Annotated in this window: 23 protein-coding genes; 18 read left to right on the top strand and 5 right to left on the bottom strand. The window is 58.2% G+C overall.

The genetic code is table 11. The features are described 5' to 3' along the window. Positions 1-44 precede the first annotated feature (44 nt). Both KI787_11655 and KI787_11650 read left to right on the top strand, forming a co-directional pair. Complete coding sequence (locus KI787_11655; protein MBV6630608.1) at positions 45-830, top strand: hypothetical protein; 786 nt, start codon at positions 45-47, stop codon at positions 828-830. A gap of 245 nt (positions 831-1,075) precedes the next feature. Continuing rightward, entirely contained in the window at positions 1,076-1,543 is a 468-nt protein-coding gene (locus KI787_11650) for a hypothetical protein (protein ID MBV6630607.1), read from the top strand. Positions 1,544-1,589: 46 nt separating this feature from the next. On the opposite strand, the gene KI787_11645 is transcribed toward KI787_11650, so the two are convergent. Further along, positions 1,590-2,924: an NAD(P)/FAD-dependent oxidoreductase gene (locus KI787_11645; GenBank protein MBV6630606.1), complete on the bottom strand. Its 1,335-nt coding sequence runs from the start codon at positions 2,922-2,924 to the stop codon at positions 1,590-1,592. Positions 2,925-2,992: 68 nt separating this feature from the next. Here KI787_11645 and KI787_11640 point away from each other — a divergent pair, with 68 nt between their 5' ends. The 14 genes from KI787_11640 to KI787_11575 all read left to right on the top strand — a co-directional run bounded on the left by KI787_11640 (position 2,993) and on the right by KI787_11575 (position 13,512). Next, positions 2,993-4,801 carry a long-chain-acyl-CoA synthetase gene (locus KI787_11640; protein ID MBV6630605.1) on the top strand — a complete coding sequence of 603 codons (1,809 nt, stop codon included), beginning with the start codon at positions 2,993-2,995 and terminating at the stop codon, positions 4,799-4,801. Between the two features lie 90 nt (positions 4,802-4,891). Then, entirely contained in the window at positions 4,892-5,398 is a 507-nt protein-coding gene (locus KI787_11635; GenBank protein ID MBV6630604.1) for a GNAT family N-acetyltransferase, read from the top strand. Positions 5,399-5,444: 46 nt separating this feature from the next. Continuing rightward, positions 5,445-5,777 carry a DUF2834 domain-containing protein gene (locus KI787_11630; GenBank protein MBV6630603.1) on the top strand — a complete coding sequence of 111 codons (333 nt, stop codon included), beginning with the start codon at positions 5,445-5,447 and terminating at the stop codon, positions 5,775-5,777. Between the two features lie 75 nt (positions 5,778-5,852). Beyond that, positions 5,853-6,362, top strand: coding sequence for a GNAT family N-acetyltransferase (locus KI787_11625; GenBank protein ID MBV6630602.1), 510 nt, complete (start codon positions 5,853-5,855; stop codon positions 6,360-6,362). 31 nt (positions 6,363-6,393) lie between these two features. Next, a complete protein-coding gene (locus KI787_11620; GenBank protein MBV6630601.1) occupies positions 6,394-7,239 on the top strand; it encodes a DMT family transporter in 846 nt (281 codons plus the stop codon). A gap of 176 nt (positions 7,240-7,415) precedes the next feature. After that, complete coding sequence (locus KI787_11615; protein ID MBV6630600.1) at positions 7,416-8,027, top strand: MarC family protein; 612 nt, start codon at positions 7,416-7,418, stop codon at positions 8,025-8,027. Between the two features lie 119 nt (positions 8,028-8,146). After that, the gene (locus KI787_11610; protein ID MBV6630599.1) at positions 8,147-8,935 is read left to right on the top strand and encodes a 1-acyl-sn-glycerol-3-phosphate acyltransferase; all 789 of its coding nucleotides are present in this window, start codon (positions 8,147-8,149) and stop codon (positions 8,933-8,935) included. Between the two features lie 61 nt (positions 8,936-8,996). Next, a complete protein-coding gene (locus tag KI787_11605; protein MBV6630598.1) occupies positions 8,997-9,623 on the top strand; it encodes a glutathione S-transferase family protein in 627 nt (208 codons plus the stop codon). A gap of 223 nt (positions 9,624-9,846) precedes the next feature. Further along, positions 9,847-10,128, top strand: coding sequence for a hypothetical protein (locus KI787_11600; protein ID MBV6630597.1), 282 nt, complete (start codon positions 9,847-9,849; stop codon positions 10,126-10,128). Positions 10,129-10,264: 136 nt separating this feature from the next. After that, a complete protein-coding gene (locus tag KI787_11595; GenBank protein ID MBV6630596.1) occupies positions 10,265-10,645 on the top strand; it encodes a hypothetical protein in 381 nt (126 codons plus the stop codon). Positions 10,646-11,116: 471 nt separating this feature from the next. Next, the gene (locus tag KI787_11590) at positions 11,117-11,794 is read left to right on the top strand and encodes a hypothetical protein (GenBank protein MBV6630595.1); all 678 of its coding nucleotides are present in this window, start codon (positions 11,117-11,119) and stop codon (positions 11,792-11,794) included. A 250-nt stretch (positions 11,795-12,044) separates the two neighbouring features. Next, positions 12,045-12,482, top strand: a complete 438-nt coding sequence (locus KI787_11585) for a hypothetical protein (protein ID MBV6630594.1) — start codon at positions 12,045-12,047, stop codon at positions 12,480-12,482. Beyond that, complete coding sequence (locus KI787_11580; protein ID MBV6630593.1) at positions 12,475-13,026, top strand: DUF2335 domain-containing protein; 552 nt, start codon at positions 12,475-12,477, stop codon at positions 13,024-13,026. Before KI787_11585 ends, KI787_11580 begins: the two co-directional genes overlap by 8 nt. A 213-nt stretch (positions 13,027-13,239) precedes the next feature. After that, complete coding sequence (locus KI787_11575; protein ID MBV6630592.1) at positions 13,240-13,512, top strand: TfoX/Sxy family protein; 273 nt, start codon at positions 13,240-13,242, stop codon at positions 13,510-13,512. An 89-nt stretch (positions 13,513-13,601) separates the two neighbouring features. Here KI787_11575 and KI787_11570 read toward each other — a convergent pair whose 3' ends face one another. Further along, positions 13,602-14,537, bottom strand: a complete 936-nt coding sequence (locus tag KI787_11570; protein MBV6630591.1) for a patatin-like phospholipase family protein — start codon at positions 14,535-14,537, stop codon at positions 13,602-13,604. A gap of 224 nt (positions 14,538-14,761) precedes the next feature. After that, positions 14,762-15,388: a 2OG-Fe(II) oxygenase gene (locus tag KI787_11565; protein ID MBV6630590.1), complete on the bottom strand. Its 627-nt coding sequence runs from the start codon at positions 15,386-15,388 to the stop codon at positions 14,762-14,764. Between the two features lie 288 nt (positions 15,389-15,676). On the opposite strand from KI787_11565, the gene KI787_11560 reads away from it, so the two are divergent. After that, positions 15,677-16,180 (top strand): GNAT family N-acetyltransferase, encoded by a 504-nt coding sequence (locus KI787_11560; GenBank protein MBV6630589.1) that lies wholly within the window; start codon positions 15,677-15,679, stop codon positions 16,178-16,180. 109 nt (positions 16,181-16,289) lie between these two features. Further along, positions 16,290-16,586 (top strand): hypothetical protein, encoded by a 297-nt coding sequence (locus KI787_11555; GenBank protein MBV6630588.1) that lies wholly within the window; start codon positions 16,290-16,292, stop codon positions 16,584-16,586. A 48-nt stretch (positions 16,587-16,634) separates the two neighbouring features. Here the strand turns inward: KI787_11555 and KI787_11550 are convergent, their stop codons facing one another. Continuing rightward, positions 16,635-17,129: a hypothetical protein gene (locus KI787_11550; GenBank protein MBV6630587.1), complete on the bottom strand. Its 495-nt coding sequence runs from the start codon at positions 17,127-17,129 to the stop codon at positions 16,635-16,637. Positions 17,130-17,202: 73 nt separating this feature from the next. Next, positions 17,203-17,604 carry a hypothetical protein gene (locus tag KI787_11545; protein ID MBV6630586.1) on the bottom strand — a complete coding sequence of 134 codons (402 nt, stop codon included), beginning with the start codon at positions 17,602-17,604 and terminating at the stop codon, positions 17,203-17,205. Positions 17,605-17,664 lie beyond the last annotated feature (60 nt).

The raw sequence follows: 17,664 nt of genomic DNA, 5'->3' as shown, positions 1-17,664 counted from the left end.
CGACGATCTCACCCACGCACAGGCGCAGGCATAAGGGCATTTTTATGATTTTCAAGGGCTTGAGCTGGTCGCGCCCCCTGACGCAGCGCCACCCCCGGCACCAACGCTACGACCTAGGCGGGTCGCCGAAAGTTTCCGTAGCTGCCTTGGTCCTCGGCCTGTTGCTGAGCCCCGCGAGTGCTGCCGGGCCCACACTGCAGCTCAATGTTTGGCAGGCCGACCCCGAGGGAACGGTGCGCGAAGACAATGTGGACTACGACGTTGAGCGCGACCTGGGGGTTGATAAAAACGAGGTGTACTCCGTCGCTCTGGTGGGCCGCCGCTGGGAGATTCGCTATGAAGATATCTCCCTGGATGGCCAGGGCACCGTGGAGCAGGACAACCTCTTATTAGGCCTGATTCCGATTGGGCCACAGGAGTTTGAGGTGAGCAGCCGGGTTGATGTGGAAGACATTCAGGCGAGTTTCTACCCACTGAGCTTTGGGCCGTTGGAGCTAGGCGCAACGCTGCGTAGCCTGGAGGGGCAATTGGACGCCCGCGAGGGCGACAACATTGGGGTCCAGGACGTGGACGAAGTTGTGCCCATGGCGGCAGCCAGGCTGAACTGGCCGGTACGCCAGGACCGCATGGGCTTTGTCCTTGGCGGCCAATGGGTGGAATATGAGGGCGACCGTGCTTACACCGTAAATGTGGGGGTCGAGTTTGCCTTCCATGCTGTGCGTGTAGGGGCCGGTTACCGCCTGCAACGCTACGACATTGGCGCAGACGATGAAGATGGTCTTGATTTGACTTTGGATGGGGCGCAGCTGCACTTGGGCTGGGCCTTCTAGCCGCCGAGTTTGGGTTGCAGCGCCAGAATCTTGGCGCGGTGGTCTGTTCCGTCCGCAGTCTTTGGTGCAGGTTCAGGGGCAGGTGCTGATGGGCACCATGCTGGCGCGGTCCGCATGAGACGGCTCTCGGGCTGGTCTGGTGACCGAAGATCACAGATTGCCATCGTGTGTTCCTGCGCCGGTGCACGGCTCTTGCAATAGCCCACGTCGGTGTAAATCGCACCCCCCAATGTCAAGGATGAGCTGTGGACGAACTCAAGAACAGTGAGCGCCAGGATTACCTGCTCACCAAACAAGCGGCTGGGTTTTTGGTACTCGAAGAGGTGGGTGCTGTGCGCCAGGCTGTGAGCCAAATTCGCACCATCATTGCGGACGCCGCCAATCCGCTGGCCGCCTTGGTTGAGGCCTCTAAAGATGCCGTCAGCGAGCAGGTGCGGGGTGATGCCGTGCGTTCCATGCAGTTCGCGGACATGGTGGATCAGCTCAGCGCCTATTGCGACGCCGAGTTAGATAATGTGGAGCAGTTGGCGCGCGACTTGAACCTGCTGGTGAACGATATTCTCGCCGATGCGAGTCGTGGCGCCGAACGCGTGTCCAGTTTCCAACAAACCCTACAGAGCCGGTTGATGCAGCTGCGCAGCCGTTTGGCCGACCGCGGCCATAAGTCTGTGGTGCAAAAAGATATGGGCGAAGGCGATATCGAGCTGTTTTAGGGCTGCCTGGCGCCATGCTCTTGCCGGGAGCGGCTCGCACAGGCCCTTAAGACGCTTTCTCCAAGGTGGCTGGGTCGATACCCCGCGCTTTGAGTACGTCTGAGGTTTTTGGTGGGTTGCCGGTGATTAAGCGGTCGGCCGTGCGACCTAAGCTGCGCCACATCCATTGCAATGACACGCTCATGCGCTGGCCCGGCTCGATCAGGGCCCAAATATGCACGAGGGCCCATGTGGCCCAGGCTGAAAAGCCCGTGAGCTTGTAACGCCCCACCGTGCCTACCACCCGATGCCGGCCCACAATAGCCATGCTGCCCTTATCCAAATAGCGGAATGCGGGCACGGATTTGTTTTGCATTTCGCGATGAATGCGCTTGGCAACATAGCGGCCTTGTTGAATAGCCACAGGTGCTAAGCCCGGTAGTGGTCGCTCGCTATTGTCGGGCTGGAAGCAGGCCAAATCACCGACAACAGTGATGTTGGGGTGGCTGGGCAGGCGCAGTTTCTCATCGACAAGCAGGCGGCCGCCACGGTCGGTTGTGGCTTGGGTGCGCTTAGCCAAAATACGACCAAAGGCGCTGACCTCCACCCCAGCCGCCCAAAGAATGGTCTCGGCTTCGATGACGTCAGTACTATCATCGGCGTTGCGCACATGGACGCGACCGGCCGCCACATCTTCGACGCGGGTTCCGGTGCGCACTGTGACGCCTAAATCCTCCAGGTAGCGCTGTGCCTTGGTTTGCAGGTCAGCGGGATACACGGGCAATACAGCCGGAGCCCCTTCCAGCAGGGTGATGTTGGCGTCCGCAGTATTGATAGCGCGGAAGTCACCGAGCATGGTGCGATGAGCGAGTTCGCCCAAAGCACCCGCCAGTTCCACACCCGTAGGCCCGGCACCAATCACAATGAAATTGAGTAAGCGGCGGCGGCGGTCCGGGTCGGTTTCGGTCTCGGCCATCTCAAAAGCCCGGAAGATGCGATGGCGCATATCCAACGCATGTTCAATGGTTTTCAGCCCCGGGGCGTAGGCGCGCCAATGGTCGTTGCCAAAATACTGGTGCTTCACCCCAGTGGCGACGATTAATTCGTCGTAAGGCGTGGTGCCACGGTCGTGGCGGACCACCTGCGCCTCAACATCAATGTCGTAACAGGTGGCCATGATGGTGCGCACGTTTTTGTAACGGCGCAGAACCACCCGCTGCTGCGTAGAAATATCGCCTACGGTCAAAATGCCGGTGGCCACCTGATAGAGCAGGGGCTGGAACAAATGGAAGTTGCGCTTATCAATTAGCGTGACCTCCACATTCGCTTTGCGGCCCAGCGCACGCGCGCAAAATAGGCCGCCAAAGCCCCCACCCACAATCACCACTTGTTTTTTCTGCATGCGGCATTGTAGCCCCGGTCTACCCCGGTCCTGCTAGCATGCGCAGCGAAAAGACAGCAGGAGACGGGATGAGCACTGCCGATGTCGTGAGCTTTCGCGATCTAGCCAAGGGCGCCCTTGAGGGACTTCCTCATGCGCTTACCATCAACAAAGGTCTGCTGCGGCTGGCATTGGCCAAGCCGGAGAAGCAGCAAAGCATTGGCCAGATGCTGGAAGACTGGGCGCGCAAACAGCCGCACAAAACCGCCTTGATTCAAGGCGATGAGCGGTACTCCTGGCGCGAACTCAATACCTGGGCCAATCGCGTGGCCGATGTGCTGGCTGCGCAGGGCGTGGTTGCCGGCGACACCGTCGGAATTTTGCTGGACAACCGGCCGGCGACATTTGCCATGGTGGCTGGCGTGGTGAAATTGGGCGCCATTGCCGGGATGCTGAACCACAACCAAACTGGAGAGGTTCTGCAGCATTCCGTGGGGCTGGTCAGGCCCAAAGCGATTCTGGTGGGTGAGGAATGTGCGCAGAGCTTGAAAGGCAGTAAGGCGGCCATTACCAAAGCCCATCAGCCGGTGTGGCTCTGGGTGCGGGAGAACCCGACCAAGGCTGCTCCTCGGGGCTATTTAGATTTGCACCAGCTACTCCCTGCGGCCGACCCCAGCAACCGTGCCGAAACGGCTGCTGTGAAGCTCAAGCAACCCTGTTTTTATATCTTTACCAGCGGTACCACCGGCCTGCCCAAGGCCAGCATCATGAGCCACAACCGCTGGTTTAAAGCCGGCGCTGGCATGGGTTTAGCGAGTTTGCGCCTGAGCCCAGATGATGTGTTTTATTGCTGCTTGCCGCTGTATCACAACAATGCCCTCACAGTGAGCTGGAGCAGCGTGATGCATGCTGGCTGCGCCTTGGCCATTGGGCGTAAGTTCTCAGCCAGTGGTTTTTGGGATGAGGTGCGTCAGGTCAACGCCAACGCCTTTTGTTACATCGGTGAGCTGCTGCGCTACCTGCTCAACCAGCCGGCCACGGAGCATGATCGCGACCACCCCGTGGAGGTCATTGTGGGCAATGGCCTGCGCCCGGAAATTTGGGATGCCTTCAAGCAACGTTTCGGCATTGAGCGCATCAACGAGTTTTACGGCGCCAGCGAAAGCAATGTGGGCTTTATTAACGGCTTTAATGTCGATCGAACGGCCGGTTTTTGTCCCATGAGCTTTGCCGTGGTGGCCTACGATCGCGAGGCGGATGCTCCCATCCGCAACAGCAAGGGGCGCCTAGATAAGGTGGCCAAAGGCCAGACCGGTTTGCTCATCACGGAAATCACAGATACCGCCCCTTTTGACGGTTATACCGACCCCAAAGCCGGCGAAAAGAAGCTATTGCGGGACGTATTCAAAAAGGGAGATTGCTGGTTCAACACCGGTGATCTGGTACGCCACCAGGGTTTCAAACACATTGCCTTCGTAGACCGTACCGGTGACACCTTCCGCTGGAAGGGCGAAAACGTGGCGACTACAGAAGTGGAGGGCGCCTTCGCCGGCTGCCCTGGTATTGAGCATGCTGTGGTCTATGGTGTGGAAATCCCCGGTGCCGACGGCCGCGCGGGCATGGCAGCCATTAGCATGGCGCCGGGTTATCACTTCGATCCCAGTATTGCCCGCACCCTCATTGATCGCCTGCCACGCTATGCGGTGCCTGTGCTGCTGCGTATTCGCACCGCTCAAGACACCACCGGTACCTTTAAGTACAAAAAAGTAGAGCTCAAAGAAACGGCTTGGAAGGTCAATGACGAGCCTGTTTATGTGCTCGAGGCCGGCAAAGATAGCTATCTAGAACTCAGTGCGGATAAGCAAGTGGCGCTGGAGGCCGGTGAGCTGCGCTTGTGAGCGGCAAGGCTGCAGAGACTTGATGGCGTTGCATTCCACCCAGGGTGCGAGCAGCGCAATGGGGTGTTTTCTCAGTTAGCGGCCGAGCATATGTCTGAATCCAAGATCCGTATGGCGCCACTGGCAGAGCATCCCAGTCTGCTAGAAGAGTTGGCTGCCCTGCAGCAGGCGCAATGGCAATATCTGAATCCACAATATGGTCTGGAGCAGCGAATTGAGTTCTTGCGGTGCAGTTGTGAACAGGAGCATCTGCCATCGACTTGGATCGCCCTAGGCCCTGATGAGAGCCTGCTGGGTGCGGCCATGTTGGTCGCACACGATATGCGCGACAGGCCAGATTTATCGCCTTGGCTGGCCAGTGTCATCGTCAAGCCAGAGTTCCGCCGACAGGGCATAGCAAGCGCACTGATCGAGTGGGTGGAACAGGCTGCGTGGTCCCAGGGCGTCTCGCAGTTGTATCTGTATACCGATCAGCAGGCCGGCTTTTACGCCAGGCGCGGATGGTCAATCGTCGAGTCTTGTGATTATTCCGGAGTGGCGGTCACGATCATGGCCAAGCCCGCTCCTGTTGGGCACACTCGGGAGAGTGCATGCTGAGCAACGCATCCGAGTAAGACAAACTGAAGGTTTTGGGGAGAAGGTGATGTCGGTATCTGTATTTCGGACCTTGCTATGGCTGTCTGCCGCCGGCTTTGTGCTGGTGTTCGCTCTGGTGGTGGTGCCCCCACTGCTGGCCAACCCCGACGTGTGGGGGGCTTTCGCAGCAGGTTTTGTGAACCCCTACGCCAGTGGTTACTCCACCGATGTTCTGGTGTGCTGGCTGATTTTGGCCATCTGGGTCGTTTTCGAAGCCAAACACTATGCCGTGCGGCATGGTTGGGTGTGCTTGGTGCTGGGGGTGGTTCCCGGCGTGGCTGTGGGCTTGGCTTTGTATTTATTGCTTCGCCAAAAACAGCTACGGCAAGTGGCGGCCTAGGTATGGCTGCCCGCCTGCGCTCCACTTCGGGGTGGCGCCCCCTGGCGGCCCAGCCATGTCTTCCGGTGAGCGCTGGTGGAGATTAAGAGCTGCCAGCCCACGCAGGCCCAGGCCTACCTGGAGCTGTGTGCGCAGATCGATGCGCAAACTCCCTACATGATGCTGGAGGCCGGCGAGCGGGCCTTGCAGGCGCCTGACTTGCAAGCTGGTCTCACCACCATGCTCAGCAACGACGACCAGCGCATCTTCCTTGCCTGGGAGGCGGTGCGGCCTATGGCTTACATCAACATATCCCGTAAGCCATTTAATCGGGTTCAGCACGTGTTTTACCTGGTGCTGGGTGTGCTTCGTAGTCACTGGGGGCGCGGCATTGGTACAGCCTTGCTGGAGCATGCAGAGGATTGGGCAGTGTCGGTCGGAGGCACACGCTTGGAGCTCAATGTGATGGAGCATAACCAGCGCGCCATCACGCTCTATCAGCGCCTGGGCTTCACGCAAGAGGGCTGTCGAAAGAACAGCATGTGGGTGAGCGGGGAGTATGTGAACGAGCTCTACATGGCCAAACTGTGCGGTGCAGGGGTATGAGCACGCGCACCTCAACTGGCGGGATGACCATATGGCGCCGTTAACACCGCTCTACCTGAGTGTGTTCACCGCGCTGGCCATGCTGGCCTTTGCTGGCAACTCTGTGTTGTGCCGCTTGGCGCTTGCTGAGGGGAGCATTGATGCGCTGAGCTTTACCTGGATTCGCTTGGTCTCTGGTGCCGCGATACTGGCCGTCCTGGTGTGGATGCGGCGAGGTGCTTTGCGCGGAGCGGGCAACTGGGTGTCGGCCCTGGCTCTATTAGCATATGCCGCTGGCTTCTCATGGGCTTACCTCCATTTAACCGCGGCGGCCGGCGCACTGCTGTTGTTCGGCGCTGTGCAAGCCACCATGATGGGGGCTGCGCTGTACCAGGGGGAGCGCTTCAGCGCCCCGCAAACGGTGGGGGTGCTCATCGCGGCTACGGGCCTACTGGCCTTGTTATTGCCCGGCTGGCAAGCCCCGCCACTGCTGGCTGCTGTAGTCATGGGCTTGGCCGGTGTGGCCTGGGGCGTGTATTCGCTCCGCGGGCGTGGTGTGCCAGATCCATTAAGGCAAACTGCGGGTAACTTCCTGCGGGCTGCGGCTATTGCCCTGATGGCGGCCCTGGCAAGTGGTTTTGCCGTGCAGGCTCAGCCTATCGGTGTGGTCTATGCGCTGGCATCAGGCGCACTAACCTCTGGCCTGGGCTATGCCCTGTGGTACTTGGTGCTGCCAGGGCTTAGCTCGTCGACCTCGGCCATGGTGCAGCTGAGTGTTCCTGTACTAGCCGCCATTGGTGGTGTGGCGTTGTTGGCCGAGCCCCTCAGCTTAAGGCTGACACTCAGTGGGCTAGCGGTGCTAGGCGGTATTGCCTTGTTTATTCGTCGACGCGCTTGAGGCCCTGCACCGGTGCTACCTGAAGACTGCGCTTGGTCGCTGGTGGGGAGCAGCCATAGATTCTCGACACGAGTATTCTGCGCAGCATTCATCCCTGATGCCCCCTCTTTGTTCTCAGCGGCGCAGTTCAACAGCGGCTGAGTGCTCCACCACAAAAACTGTAGTTTGGCCATTGCATGATTGATTACATCGCCACCTTCATTGCCTTCTTCGCGGTGATTGACCCCATCGGTACGGTGCCGGTCTTTATTGCCGTCACAAGGGGTTACGATACGGCGGCCAAGCGCCGCATCGCTCTGCTTGCGGCACTTGTGTCCACCGTGGTTCTGGTGTTCTTTGTCATTGCCGGCGAGTTTATTTTGTCGGCCATGTCTATCCCGCTGTCGGCCTTTCAAATCTCGGGTGGCATCGTCCTCTTTTTGTTTGCTCTGTCGATGATTTTTGGCGAAAGCAAACCTGAGGAAGAAACTCGCCTCGCCGAAGACCATCACGAAACCGCGATCTTTCCTTTGGCCGTTCCCTCTATTGCCGGGCCAGGGGCCATGTTGGCTGCAGTGTTGATGACGGAAAACGCGCGCTTCGGTCTGCTGCAGCAAGCGCAAACCGTAGCCGTCATGATTGGCGTGGTGCTGATTACCCTGGTGTTGATGCTAGCCGCCAGCGGAATTCATAAGCTCATCGGCAACTCTGGTGCCAGCGTCATCAGTAGGGTCATGGGCTTAATTCTGGCGGCTATTGCGACCAGCAACACCCTGTTGGGTGTGCGAGGTTATTTTGGCTTGGGCTGATGGGACGCGCGTCTAGGCGAATAGGGCTGGCTGGGTGGCGCCACACCCTCGTGACCAAACTGTCATAAACCCCCACTAGCATCGAGCCAGTTTGCGTTTTGGGGACTATGAGAATGGGCATGCGTTTGCTCGCCACCACTTTGTTGATGCTGCGCTTGCCGCTGTTATTGGCGGTACTCATCTTAGGTGTGATTTTAGCTACAGCCATCATGCTCAGGGCGCCGGCAGTGCCGGTGGCGAGTTGGTGGTGTCGCCGCGTGCTACAGGTCTTTGGCATTCGCTGGCAATGCCTTGGCCAACCTCCACAGGGCGCGTGTGTGATGGTGGCGAATCATGTGAGCTGGTTGGATATTTTTCTGCTGGCCGCGCAGGGTCATGTCCGTTTTGTGGCCAAATCCGATATTCAGTCTTGGCCAGTCATCAACTGGTTGGCGCGCAGCGTGGGCACCCTCTACATTCGCCGCGGGCGGGGTGGGGCCGCACCTTTGCTCGAGCAGGTCATGCCATTGGTGCAGGCAGGGCAAAGCTTTGTGTTCTTTCCTGAGGGCACCACTACCGAGGGCTTAGCGCTCAAGCCCTTCCATGCACGCCTGTTTGTGGCGGCTACGGACAGCGGCCTGAACCTTGCGCCGGTCGCCATTAGCTTTGGCCCAGCCTGGGGCGGCCAGAACCTAGCGCCATTTGTGGGTGACGACACCTTGGTGGCGCACCTGCTGCGGATGCTGGCTAACCCGGGCTTAACCGCCCGCGTGATTTACACGCCACCGCTGCCATCTGCTGGGCATACACCACAATCTTTGGCGAGGGCTGCGCAGGATGCTGTGGCCAAGGCCTTGGACCAACAGGGGTTCGGACGGAAACCACTCAACCCGGCCGCTTCGGGTGTGCCCAATACGGCCTCGGCTTGATTGAAGCCCACTGCCATAGCGGCATAGGCTAGGGCGCATCAGGCTCTGTTGGGAGATTGGCATGCTCACCGTCTATGGCGATATCCAATCCGGAAATTGCTACAAGATTAAATTGTTGCTCAGCCTTATGGGGCGCTCGCACCGCTGGAAGCATGTGGACATTCTGGCGGGCCAAACACGCCAGCCCAAATTCTTGGCGCGTAATCTCAACGGGAAAATCCCAGTGTTGGAACTGGCCGACGGCCGCTGTTTGGCCGAGTCCAATGCCATTTTGTACTACCTGGCGCAGGGCTCGGCTTGGTTGCCGGATGACTCTTTTGAGCGGGCCCAGGTGTTGCAGTGGCAATACTTCGAGCAATATAGCCACGAGCCCTTCATTGCTGTGGCCCGCTACATTCAGCACTACCTTGGCCTGCCCGAAGAACGTCGGGACGAATATCAGGCCAAACAGGCCGGCGGGCACCGCGCGCTGGAAGTCATGAACAAACATCTGGCTCAGCAGGATTGGTTTGCTTCCCAGGACTACTCCATTGCGGATATCAGCCTCTATGCCTACACCCACGTGGCTCATGAAGGCGGCTTCGATTTGCAGCCCTATACCCACATCAATGCCTGGCTTGAACGCGTGGCCCAGCACCCTAGGCATGTGCGCATGCAAGATTGCCCGCGGGCAGACCACAATGGCTAAACCCTTGGCCGATTATTTGACGCAGTTGGGCGTAGCCCGACTCACACCTCATGTCGCCTGCGGGCTAGACCATCGCATGGCCAAATTATGGGGCGTCGATTTCTAACGCAGCCAAACGATTGCCCAGGGCGCCCCACTTTGCGATTTTCGCTTCATGAGGCTGTAAAATGATGGCGGGATAGCGCAGGAGTTGCGCTGCCCCCCGATCCAGGAAGGACAAGCAATGGTCATAGTAACCGGCTGGTTGCAGGTGGAGCCGCTGATGCGGCAATCGTTCTTGAGCGGTTGCGAGCCCGTGATTCGGCAGGCCCGCGCGCACCCCGAATGTTCCCAATATGTGTTGGCACCCGACCCCATCTTGGCGGATCGTGTGCACGTGTTTGAGGCCTGGGCCACGCCCGAGGCCGTTACCCGCTTCCGCGAAAAAGGTCAGCAGCCGGCAGTGATGCGGCTTATTGCCGACGCCAAGGTCGAACAATTCCAGGCGCAGGCCTGCCCTCTTTAAGCCCTAGGCAGCGCCGCAATTAAGACGATTGCCCCCGCAATAGGCCCTCAATCGTCCGCCCAGAAAAACCGACGGGATTGCCCTAGCTGGCCACTGTGCAACCGCCGCTATGTCCACTCCAGCCAGGTACCCACATATGCTTGAAGTTGCGAAAACCCTTGGAATAATCGTCGCCGGTGTCATCCACGTGTTGCCCCTCTCCGGAGTATTGGGCTCCACCCGTCTACAGGCCCTGTACGGCCTGAGCTTCACCGAGCCCAACTTGCGCATCCTGATGCAGCACCGCGCCGTCCTCTTTGGTCTGCTAGGCGCCTTTTTGCTGTTGTCTTTACTACGGCCAGCCTGGCAATGGCCTGCCGTCGTCATGGGCTTGGTCAGCGCTGCCGCATTTATTGTGATTGCCTGGCAGGTTGGCGACTACAACGCGTTGCTACGCCGCGTCGTACTGGCAGATGTGGTGGCCATCATCGGTTTATTGCTGGCCTTAGCCGGGTTATTGCGGCCATCCTTTCCTTAAGGAATTAGCTCCGAACAACGCCTGCTATAGCAATAGTGGCCGAGTAATGGGAGCAGGGCGCTTGTGATTCAGACACCCATGAATTAGCTTAATGAGAAAGTGTGGTTGTGCCTGTTCAAACAGTTATTACCACTTAGCAGCACAACAACGCATAATACGAAGTAAGTCACCGGGCCATTCTTGAGCATGGCCGCCATTGGGAGGGCAGCGTGACCGCGTATCAACACCGCTCAGCTCCGAACCGACGCGCTGGCGTACAACAGCCCGCATTTATACGGCTTAGGCCTGCACGCTATACCGCCAATGACCTAATCACGCCTCCTACACCGCGTATACACACAAGCTATGCGGTGAGCTGGGCCGTACTGACCGCCATATCGCGTTGAGACTGCCTACTTTTAGGCGATTGGGCGGCCAATGTCCGTTCAATAGTTGTTGGGCATCACTGGAACGCAAGTATTGAGCAGACCGTTGAATTTCGAAAGCGATGGGCGTGTGTTGCTTCATGGTCGGGACCTCAATGCGAAACACACTTCGGTGCCGCTGAGAGATGGAACGAAGTGCATTGTCGAAGCGACCTCTAACCCTGCTGACAGGTACCAAACCATACTCGCCCCAAAAGAGTTGCAAGGCGTCAAGGGTAGTGATATCCCACCTGGCTTCGAGATCTCCATATACAGGCCCATTGCTCGAACTGCAGGCCTCGATCAGCTTTCAGTCAGAAATCTTGCGTCGGGTGCCGAGCTTTCGATTTCTGTTAGTTACGATTTTAAGGACTGGTCCTATCGAAGCAACCTGATCCATTTTGCGGAAGATCTAAGGGCGTTAATCGAGCTGAAGTTACCGAAGTGTACTGCGTGTCGAGTGTCGCGAAACGAGTACGGCGCTGATCTTTACTTTGAAGTCCAGCTAGATGATCAGGACGATGTTTATGAGGCGTTTGCTCGTTCCGATAAGTCTGTGAGTGAACTGCATCGCGAAACTGTAGCTGAAGCCGATCGGCTCTTCATTACGCTTCTGGAATCCAGAAAAACGGGGGAAATAGAGACAGAGTCGGGGCTAAAGTGGTGGATGCGTTTTGTGGCAGTTCCGCTATTGAGTGGTGGCATGGGCGCAGCCATAGTGGGCGTTATAGTTCGGAGCATGTAATGCCCAACAATGCGCTTCAGTCGGACACTTGCAAGCAGGCTGCGTTTGGCTACGCCGACCCTCGCCCACTCGCAAGCGCCGCTGAGCTAGGGTGTTGGGCCGCTCATCCAGCAAACCGACCAAAACACAGTCGCCCGAGCGAACTCCGCGGGAGAAAAGCCTTGAAAACAGTATGTTAGGCCTTATTCTTCGAAATGACAGCACGCAACTTGCATGAACGGAGTAGAATGCGTGTCCGAGAGGTGAGAAGATGACTGCAGATAGGAAACGAAGACCGAGGCGATTATTGAGGCGCTCAAAGGGTGAAGCTCTTCATGTCTACATACGCCCGGAAAGCAGCATCGAAAGCGGTGTCAATCGTGTCGTGCTCAAATCATCCAAGCGCTCGACCACACACCTCAGTGATCATCAAATATCGTCTTTGAAAGAAGCGATCGATAATTACTGCGCCCACTTCACTGCATCTGAGGAAGAGAAGAAGCTGAAGTACCGGTTTGTATCTAACTTGGCCGCTCGAAAGCGGCGTCCGTTTTTTGGCTTTCTGAAGAACGACTCGCCTAGCGATCTCCTTGAAGTTATCGATTTTGAAGCGAGTGCATTAGATGCATTGGCAGAGGATTGGGTCAAAGTCGGTTCAGGCTTGAGCTTGGCTATAGCCTCGGAAAGGGAAAAATTACGGCATGAGTAGTGCCGCTTCTGATGATGACGAAGGCCAAAAGTCCAAGCTAAAGCACGCTCTGGAACATCTTCCTGCTGATGTGTTGCTGGAAGCCTTGATAGAGAAAAGTTCAGGCCAATCATCCGAAGAAGCGAGTGAGGTTATCCCGAGCAATGGAGATTCCTCTGAACAAGTCGTTTCAATTTCGGTTGAAGCCTCACAGAGCTTTTCTGGACCAATTCCGCACCCCGACACTCTGCGCAGTTACGATGAAGTCGACCCTGGCTTTTCGAATCGAATTGTAGAAATGGCAGAGTCTGAGCAAAAACATCGACATGCTCTGCAATCGACCGCTTTAAATGGAACGGTCGCAGAGATCGCCCGCGGCCAACACTATGCCTTCTTACTTTGTTTGATCTGTCTGCTTGGAAGTATCGGGCTAATTGTTGCCGGGCACTCTGTCGCCGGTACTATTTTCGCGGGCGGCACAGTAACTGGAGTGGCTTCAATGTTCATCTCAGGTCGCAGACGGCGTAAGCCCGAACCGAACACTGAAGATCCCGACGAAGATTAGTTGTGGCGCCCTCACCGCTTAGCTTCCTTTCCTCAGGGCGCGGCCCCAAAAGCGACTATGGTCCAAAATCAACGAAACAGGCCAGCCTGGGTTTTGGTGCGGGCTGGTTGTTTTGACGGCGAGCGATAGATGCCCTGGGGCCTCCAGGTTCGTTCCAGCCGCAGTTAGTCGCTAGAGTTTGCAGCGCAAGGCGCGTGCATGGGAGGAGGGCAAATGACATCCAACACGGCAATCTGGGTGGAGGAAATCTTCCGGGACTTTGGCGCGGTGTCGGTCCGGGCCATGTTTGGTGGCTATGGGGTGTATCACCAGGGTTTGATGTTTGCCCTGGTGGCCGACGAGGTGATTTATTTCAAGGTAGACGCCGACATCGAAGCCACATTTCGCGAGCGCGGTCTGCAGCCTTTTCGCTATGAAAAGAAGGGCAAGACCATGCAGATGTCGTACTGGCAGGCTCCGGATGAGATCTACGATGACCCTGAATAGGCGGCGTTGTGGGCGCGGCGTAGCTATGAGGCTGCATTGCGGGCACGACGCTAGGCATTGAGGCCCCCCTAAGGGCTCGCCTGTTGCGATTACGCCGAGGCGTCGTCGGTTTCGGTAGGCCGCGGGGCGGCTGATGTTGCCGGGCTGGGCAGAGCTTCCACCGGGTGGCCCAGCGCTTCGCGAATGCGGGGTAAGGCTTCGCGGGCGGCTTCGCGACCGGCTTCTACGCAATGTTCCAGCTGGGAGAAGTCGGCCCAAAACACGTCGTTCAAGGGCACATTAATGACCAGGTCGGCTTCGCGTAGCAATAAGGTTTTCAGCTTAAAGCGGGAGATGTCGGCGGCGCGCATGGCCACTTCGTAGCTGGTTCCCAGGGGTTTGAGGGCATCCGGCAGCGGAGCAACGTCTACGCCTACCACCAAATCAGCCCTTAAGTCGCGGGTGTGCGCGACCGGAACCGGGTCGATAATGCCGCCGTCCATGAGCATGTAGTCTCCATGGGCTACAGGCGGAAACACACCGGGGATGGCGCAGCTGGCCATGATGGCGGGCACCAATGGGCCTTCGCGCAAGATAATTTCGCGGCCGGTGCTGAGGTCGAAGGTGACCACAGATAGCGGAATCAAGGATTCTTCGATGTTGACCGGTGGGATGAGGTATTCCACGTTGGTGCGCAACACTTCTTCGGTAAATAAGGCGTTTTTCGTAACCGAGGTCGCAAACACGGCGCCTTGTGCCAGGCGCACCTTCATTTTGTCGTAGAAGTTTTGCCGGGTTTCTTCGGTTTGCCGCAAATAGCCGAGCTTGGTGTTGTCGTAGAGCTCGGAGTTCAGGTAATGCCGAACCTGGGTGAGGCATGGCGCAAGCTTGGGCCTGAAGGCATACATGGCGCCCACCGCCGCACCCGCGCTAGAGCCGGCAATGGCATCAATAGGAATGCCTTCTTGCTCCAACACTTCAATAACGCCCAAATGAGCAAAGCCGCGTACACCGCCGCTGCCCAGGGCTAATCCCAATTTCGTCATCGTCCGATCCTGTTGTGTGTGCCCAGTGTCATGGCACTACTCAAGGCTATACATTGGGGCCAATGCGAAAATATTTCATCCTTTACCGCCCTGCGAGCCCAGTGTCCACTAATAGAAGTGCGTTGCCTATGTGAGCTCTTCACATTGTCTGATACAAGGCGCGCTCCGCCGGCAATGGGTATTCCGTTGCCAAGCGGCGCCACGTGTGTGGAGGGTGCTAGGGCTTACACCGGCAAGTCGTCGCGGCGGCGTAACCAGCCGGTGATGGAGTAGCGGTTGCGCCTGGCGGCCAAAACCTCATGTTCGATGTGTTCGCTCAAGAATGCGACCAGCGTGCCGCCCTGGGGCAACACGTCCAAAGGCCTATCGTGGTTCTCCAGGTACATACGAAGTTGGCCTCCGTCTTCGCTGGCCCAGTCTTCGTTGAGGTAAAAAATGCAGGACACCACGCGCTGACGGCCGCCCTGAAACTGGTCGCGGTGGCGGCGATAGTAGCTGCCGGCCGCAAAGGCGGCCCAGTGTGCCTCCAGCCGCTCCAAGCCCAGATACAGGGCTTGATTGAGCTGTAGACGCAGTGCCTCCATGCGCTCCCAGTAAACGCGGGTGGTGGCATCGAGTTGATCGATCCAAAGCACCTCATCGCTGCGAATATCGCTGCGCCGCTGGCGCTGGGCCCCGCTGCCGATCTGGGCCGGCCGCATCAACTGCTCTGCATGCAGCGCCTGCGCGCGGTGCAGCAGCGGTAGCCACTCATGAGAGCTTAGAAACTGCGGGCAAACCACCCAGCCTTGTTCGGCCAAGCTGTCGACGAGTTGGTCATTTGAGAGGGGGACTTCGGCGGCAGCTGGCATTCGCTTGGTGGGGTGGGGTATCACGGCCCGTCAGTGTCTGTTTGCGGCGGCCGCTTTGGCAAGCTTTGCTGTTTAGATGCGCCGGGCCAGAGGCCAGGGAAATGCTGAATAAATCGCTGTGCTGGCAATTTGGCTCGCCGGCGGTGCTCGCACTCCTCACATATCGTCCATATGCTGCGGGTCCTGCGCGCCGGCGGCGAGCCACCTTTCTGCGCTCGCGGATTTCTTCAGCACCTCCCTAAGACTGCTCGGGCTAGAATCGCGAGCTCGCCAACTCCTCTTATTGCGATGCAGATTCGCGCCGCTACCAATGCCGACTGCGCTGCCGTGCAGGCCCTCATATTTCAGGTGTTGGAAGAATATGGCCTGCGCCCAGATGCCACCGGCATGGATAAAGACCTGAGCACCCTGGAGCAGTCTTATCATCAGCAGCAGGGCTACTTTGGCGTAGTCGAGGACGCGTCTGGCCGTATCGTGGCAACTCTGGGCTTACAAAAAGTCGATGCACAGAGTTGTGAGCTGCGCAAAATGTATGCTTTGCCGCAGGCTCGGGGGCAGGGGCTTGGTCATGCACTCATGCGCTTTGCACTGTTTCATGCCCAGCGCTTGGGCTACACGCGCGTGATCTTGGAAACCGTCACGCCCTTGGTGGAAGCCCGCGCGCTTTACGCGCGTTACGGCTTTAGCAGCTATGCCCCAGACGAGATTTCTTGGCGCTGTGATCAGGCTATGCAGCGAGAGCTAGGCAGCATCCCGGCAGATTGGGAGCGCTGGCGACTGGGTCGCGAATGAGCCGCCGCCTAGCAGCCTGTAGGGCTTAGCGGATCGTTGCGAGATTTTTGCTAGATGAGGCGATTCCCGGGCGATTTCTGGGCGATACTGCAGAGGATAGTTGTTCTATTTGACGATGAAGCGCGTAGAAAGCGACCGCAGAGCGGAAATCGCAGTAGATCATGGCAAGTCCTGCAGACTGCTCGTGTGGGGCTGGCTGATTCTGGTCCTAGTGCCCGGCGTGTGCATGACAGCCTTCGACACTTGGGTGAACCCTGCCGGCATTTTTCGCCAGGGTTGGAATCTGCAGGGCGCTATCGTCTGGGAAACGCTGTGGAGCTGGCTTTGGCCATTGACTCTGGCGCTATTGGGCTTATGGGCGCTAGCAGCATTGTTGCTGAATGCCTATTGGCACTGGCGCCGATAGAGGGTTTTTAAGCTGGTGTCTTGGGTTGTCCCGGCAGCGAGCTAAACTTTAGGCGGCCTGCAGCTCCGGCGCGGGCTCAAGAGCCACTGGGGGCAAAAAATCTTCAGCTCGGCGCAGGTCTGAGTCGCTCAGGCCAAGGTCAGGGTCGACCATGACCCAGGGCTGACCAGGCAGGCGCTCAATATGGCTGTCCAGAATGACGTGCCGCTGCACGGAGTGCGCAGCAGCCCAAGCGCCAATGGCTTCACCGCGATGCTCATTGCGCGCGCCTTCCGGGTCTTTAGCCAGGGCGCCAACAACATCCGCTTGCAACCCGGCGCGGCCGAGTGCGGCGGCCAAATCTTCGAAGCTGCTGTGGTAACGCCAGTCGGTGCTCAAAACCACTTTCAGGCCTTGCTCTGCGCAGAGCTTGTCTAGGCGTTGAATACAGCTTGGGTCGAAATGGCTGGCCCGATCGCTGGAATCATGCGCTTCGCGCAGCGCGCGGGCATAGCTAGAGGCGGTGATGAGTACGCCTTCAAAATCTACAAATACGGTGTCCATGCGCCCATGCTCGGCAGCGGCGCATCAAGAAAATGTGAAGAACACTGCCAGCAGGATGACGCTGGCTTTCACGCTACTGTCCGGCCAGCCGATCGACTCGAGACGGAGTAGGTTTGGGGGTGGGTGAGGGCTGCACAGCGACGGGGATGCAGCTCGCCGGTGGGGTATTGGCGCAATCGCAGCGCGCGCTGTAATTCGCCGGACATTCCAGAGCATAGTCTTGGCCAGAACAGCGAATGCTGCATTGAGCGCTCAGCGCAACAGCCTCGGATTCGGGCTCATCTGGGCTGCCCACAAGAACCGCGGCGACCGCGCCCCCCGCTTTGACCGACCCCTTGACCACGCCAGTCGTCACACTACCCGCAGTTTTGACCGCGGCTTTGGTGACGCCGGCGGCGGCGCCTGCCACAGCGCAACCCTGCAATAGGCCTATGATGATGAGTAGCAGTCTTAGGCCGGGCCATTTGCTCCGCATGTGCTTCGCCCCTGTACGCATATCGTTGGGAGCTTAGCGCACCTGAGCTAAGCCGCCAGC

It is taken from the genome of Oceanococcus sp. HetDA_MAG_MS8, assembly GCA_019192445.1.
Classification (GTDB): domain Bacteria; phylum Pseudomonadota; class Gammaproteobacteria; order Nevskiales; family Oceanococcaceae; genus MS8.
The sequence above is the reverse complement of the archived record's forward strand: the minus strand, read 5'-3'. Positions and strand labels throughout refer to the sequence as shown.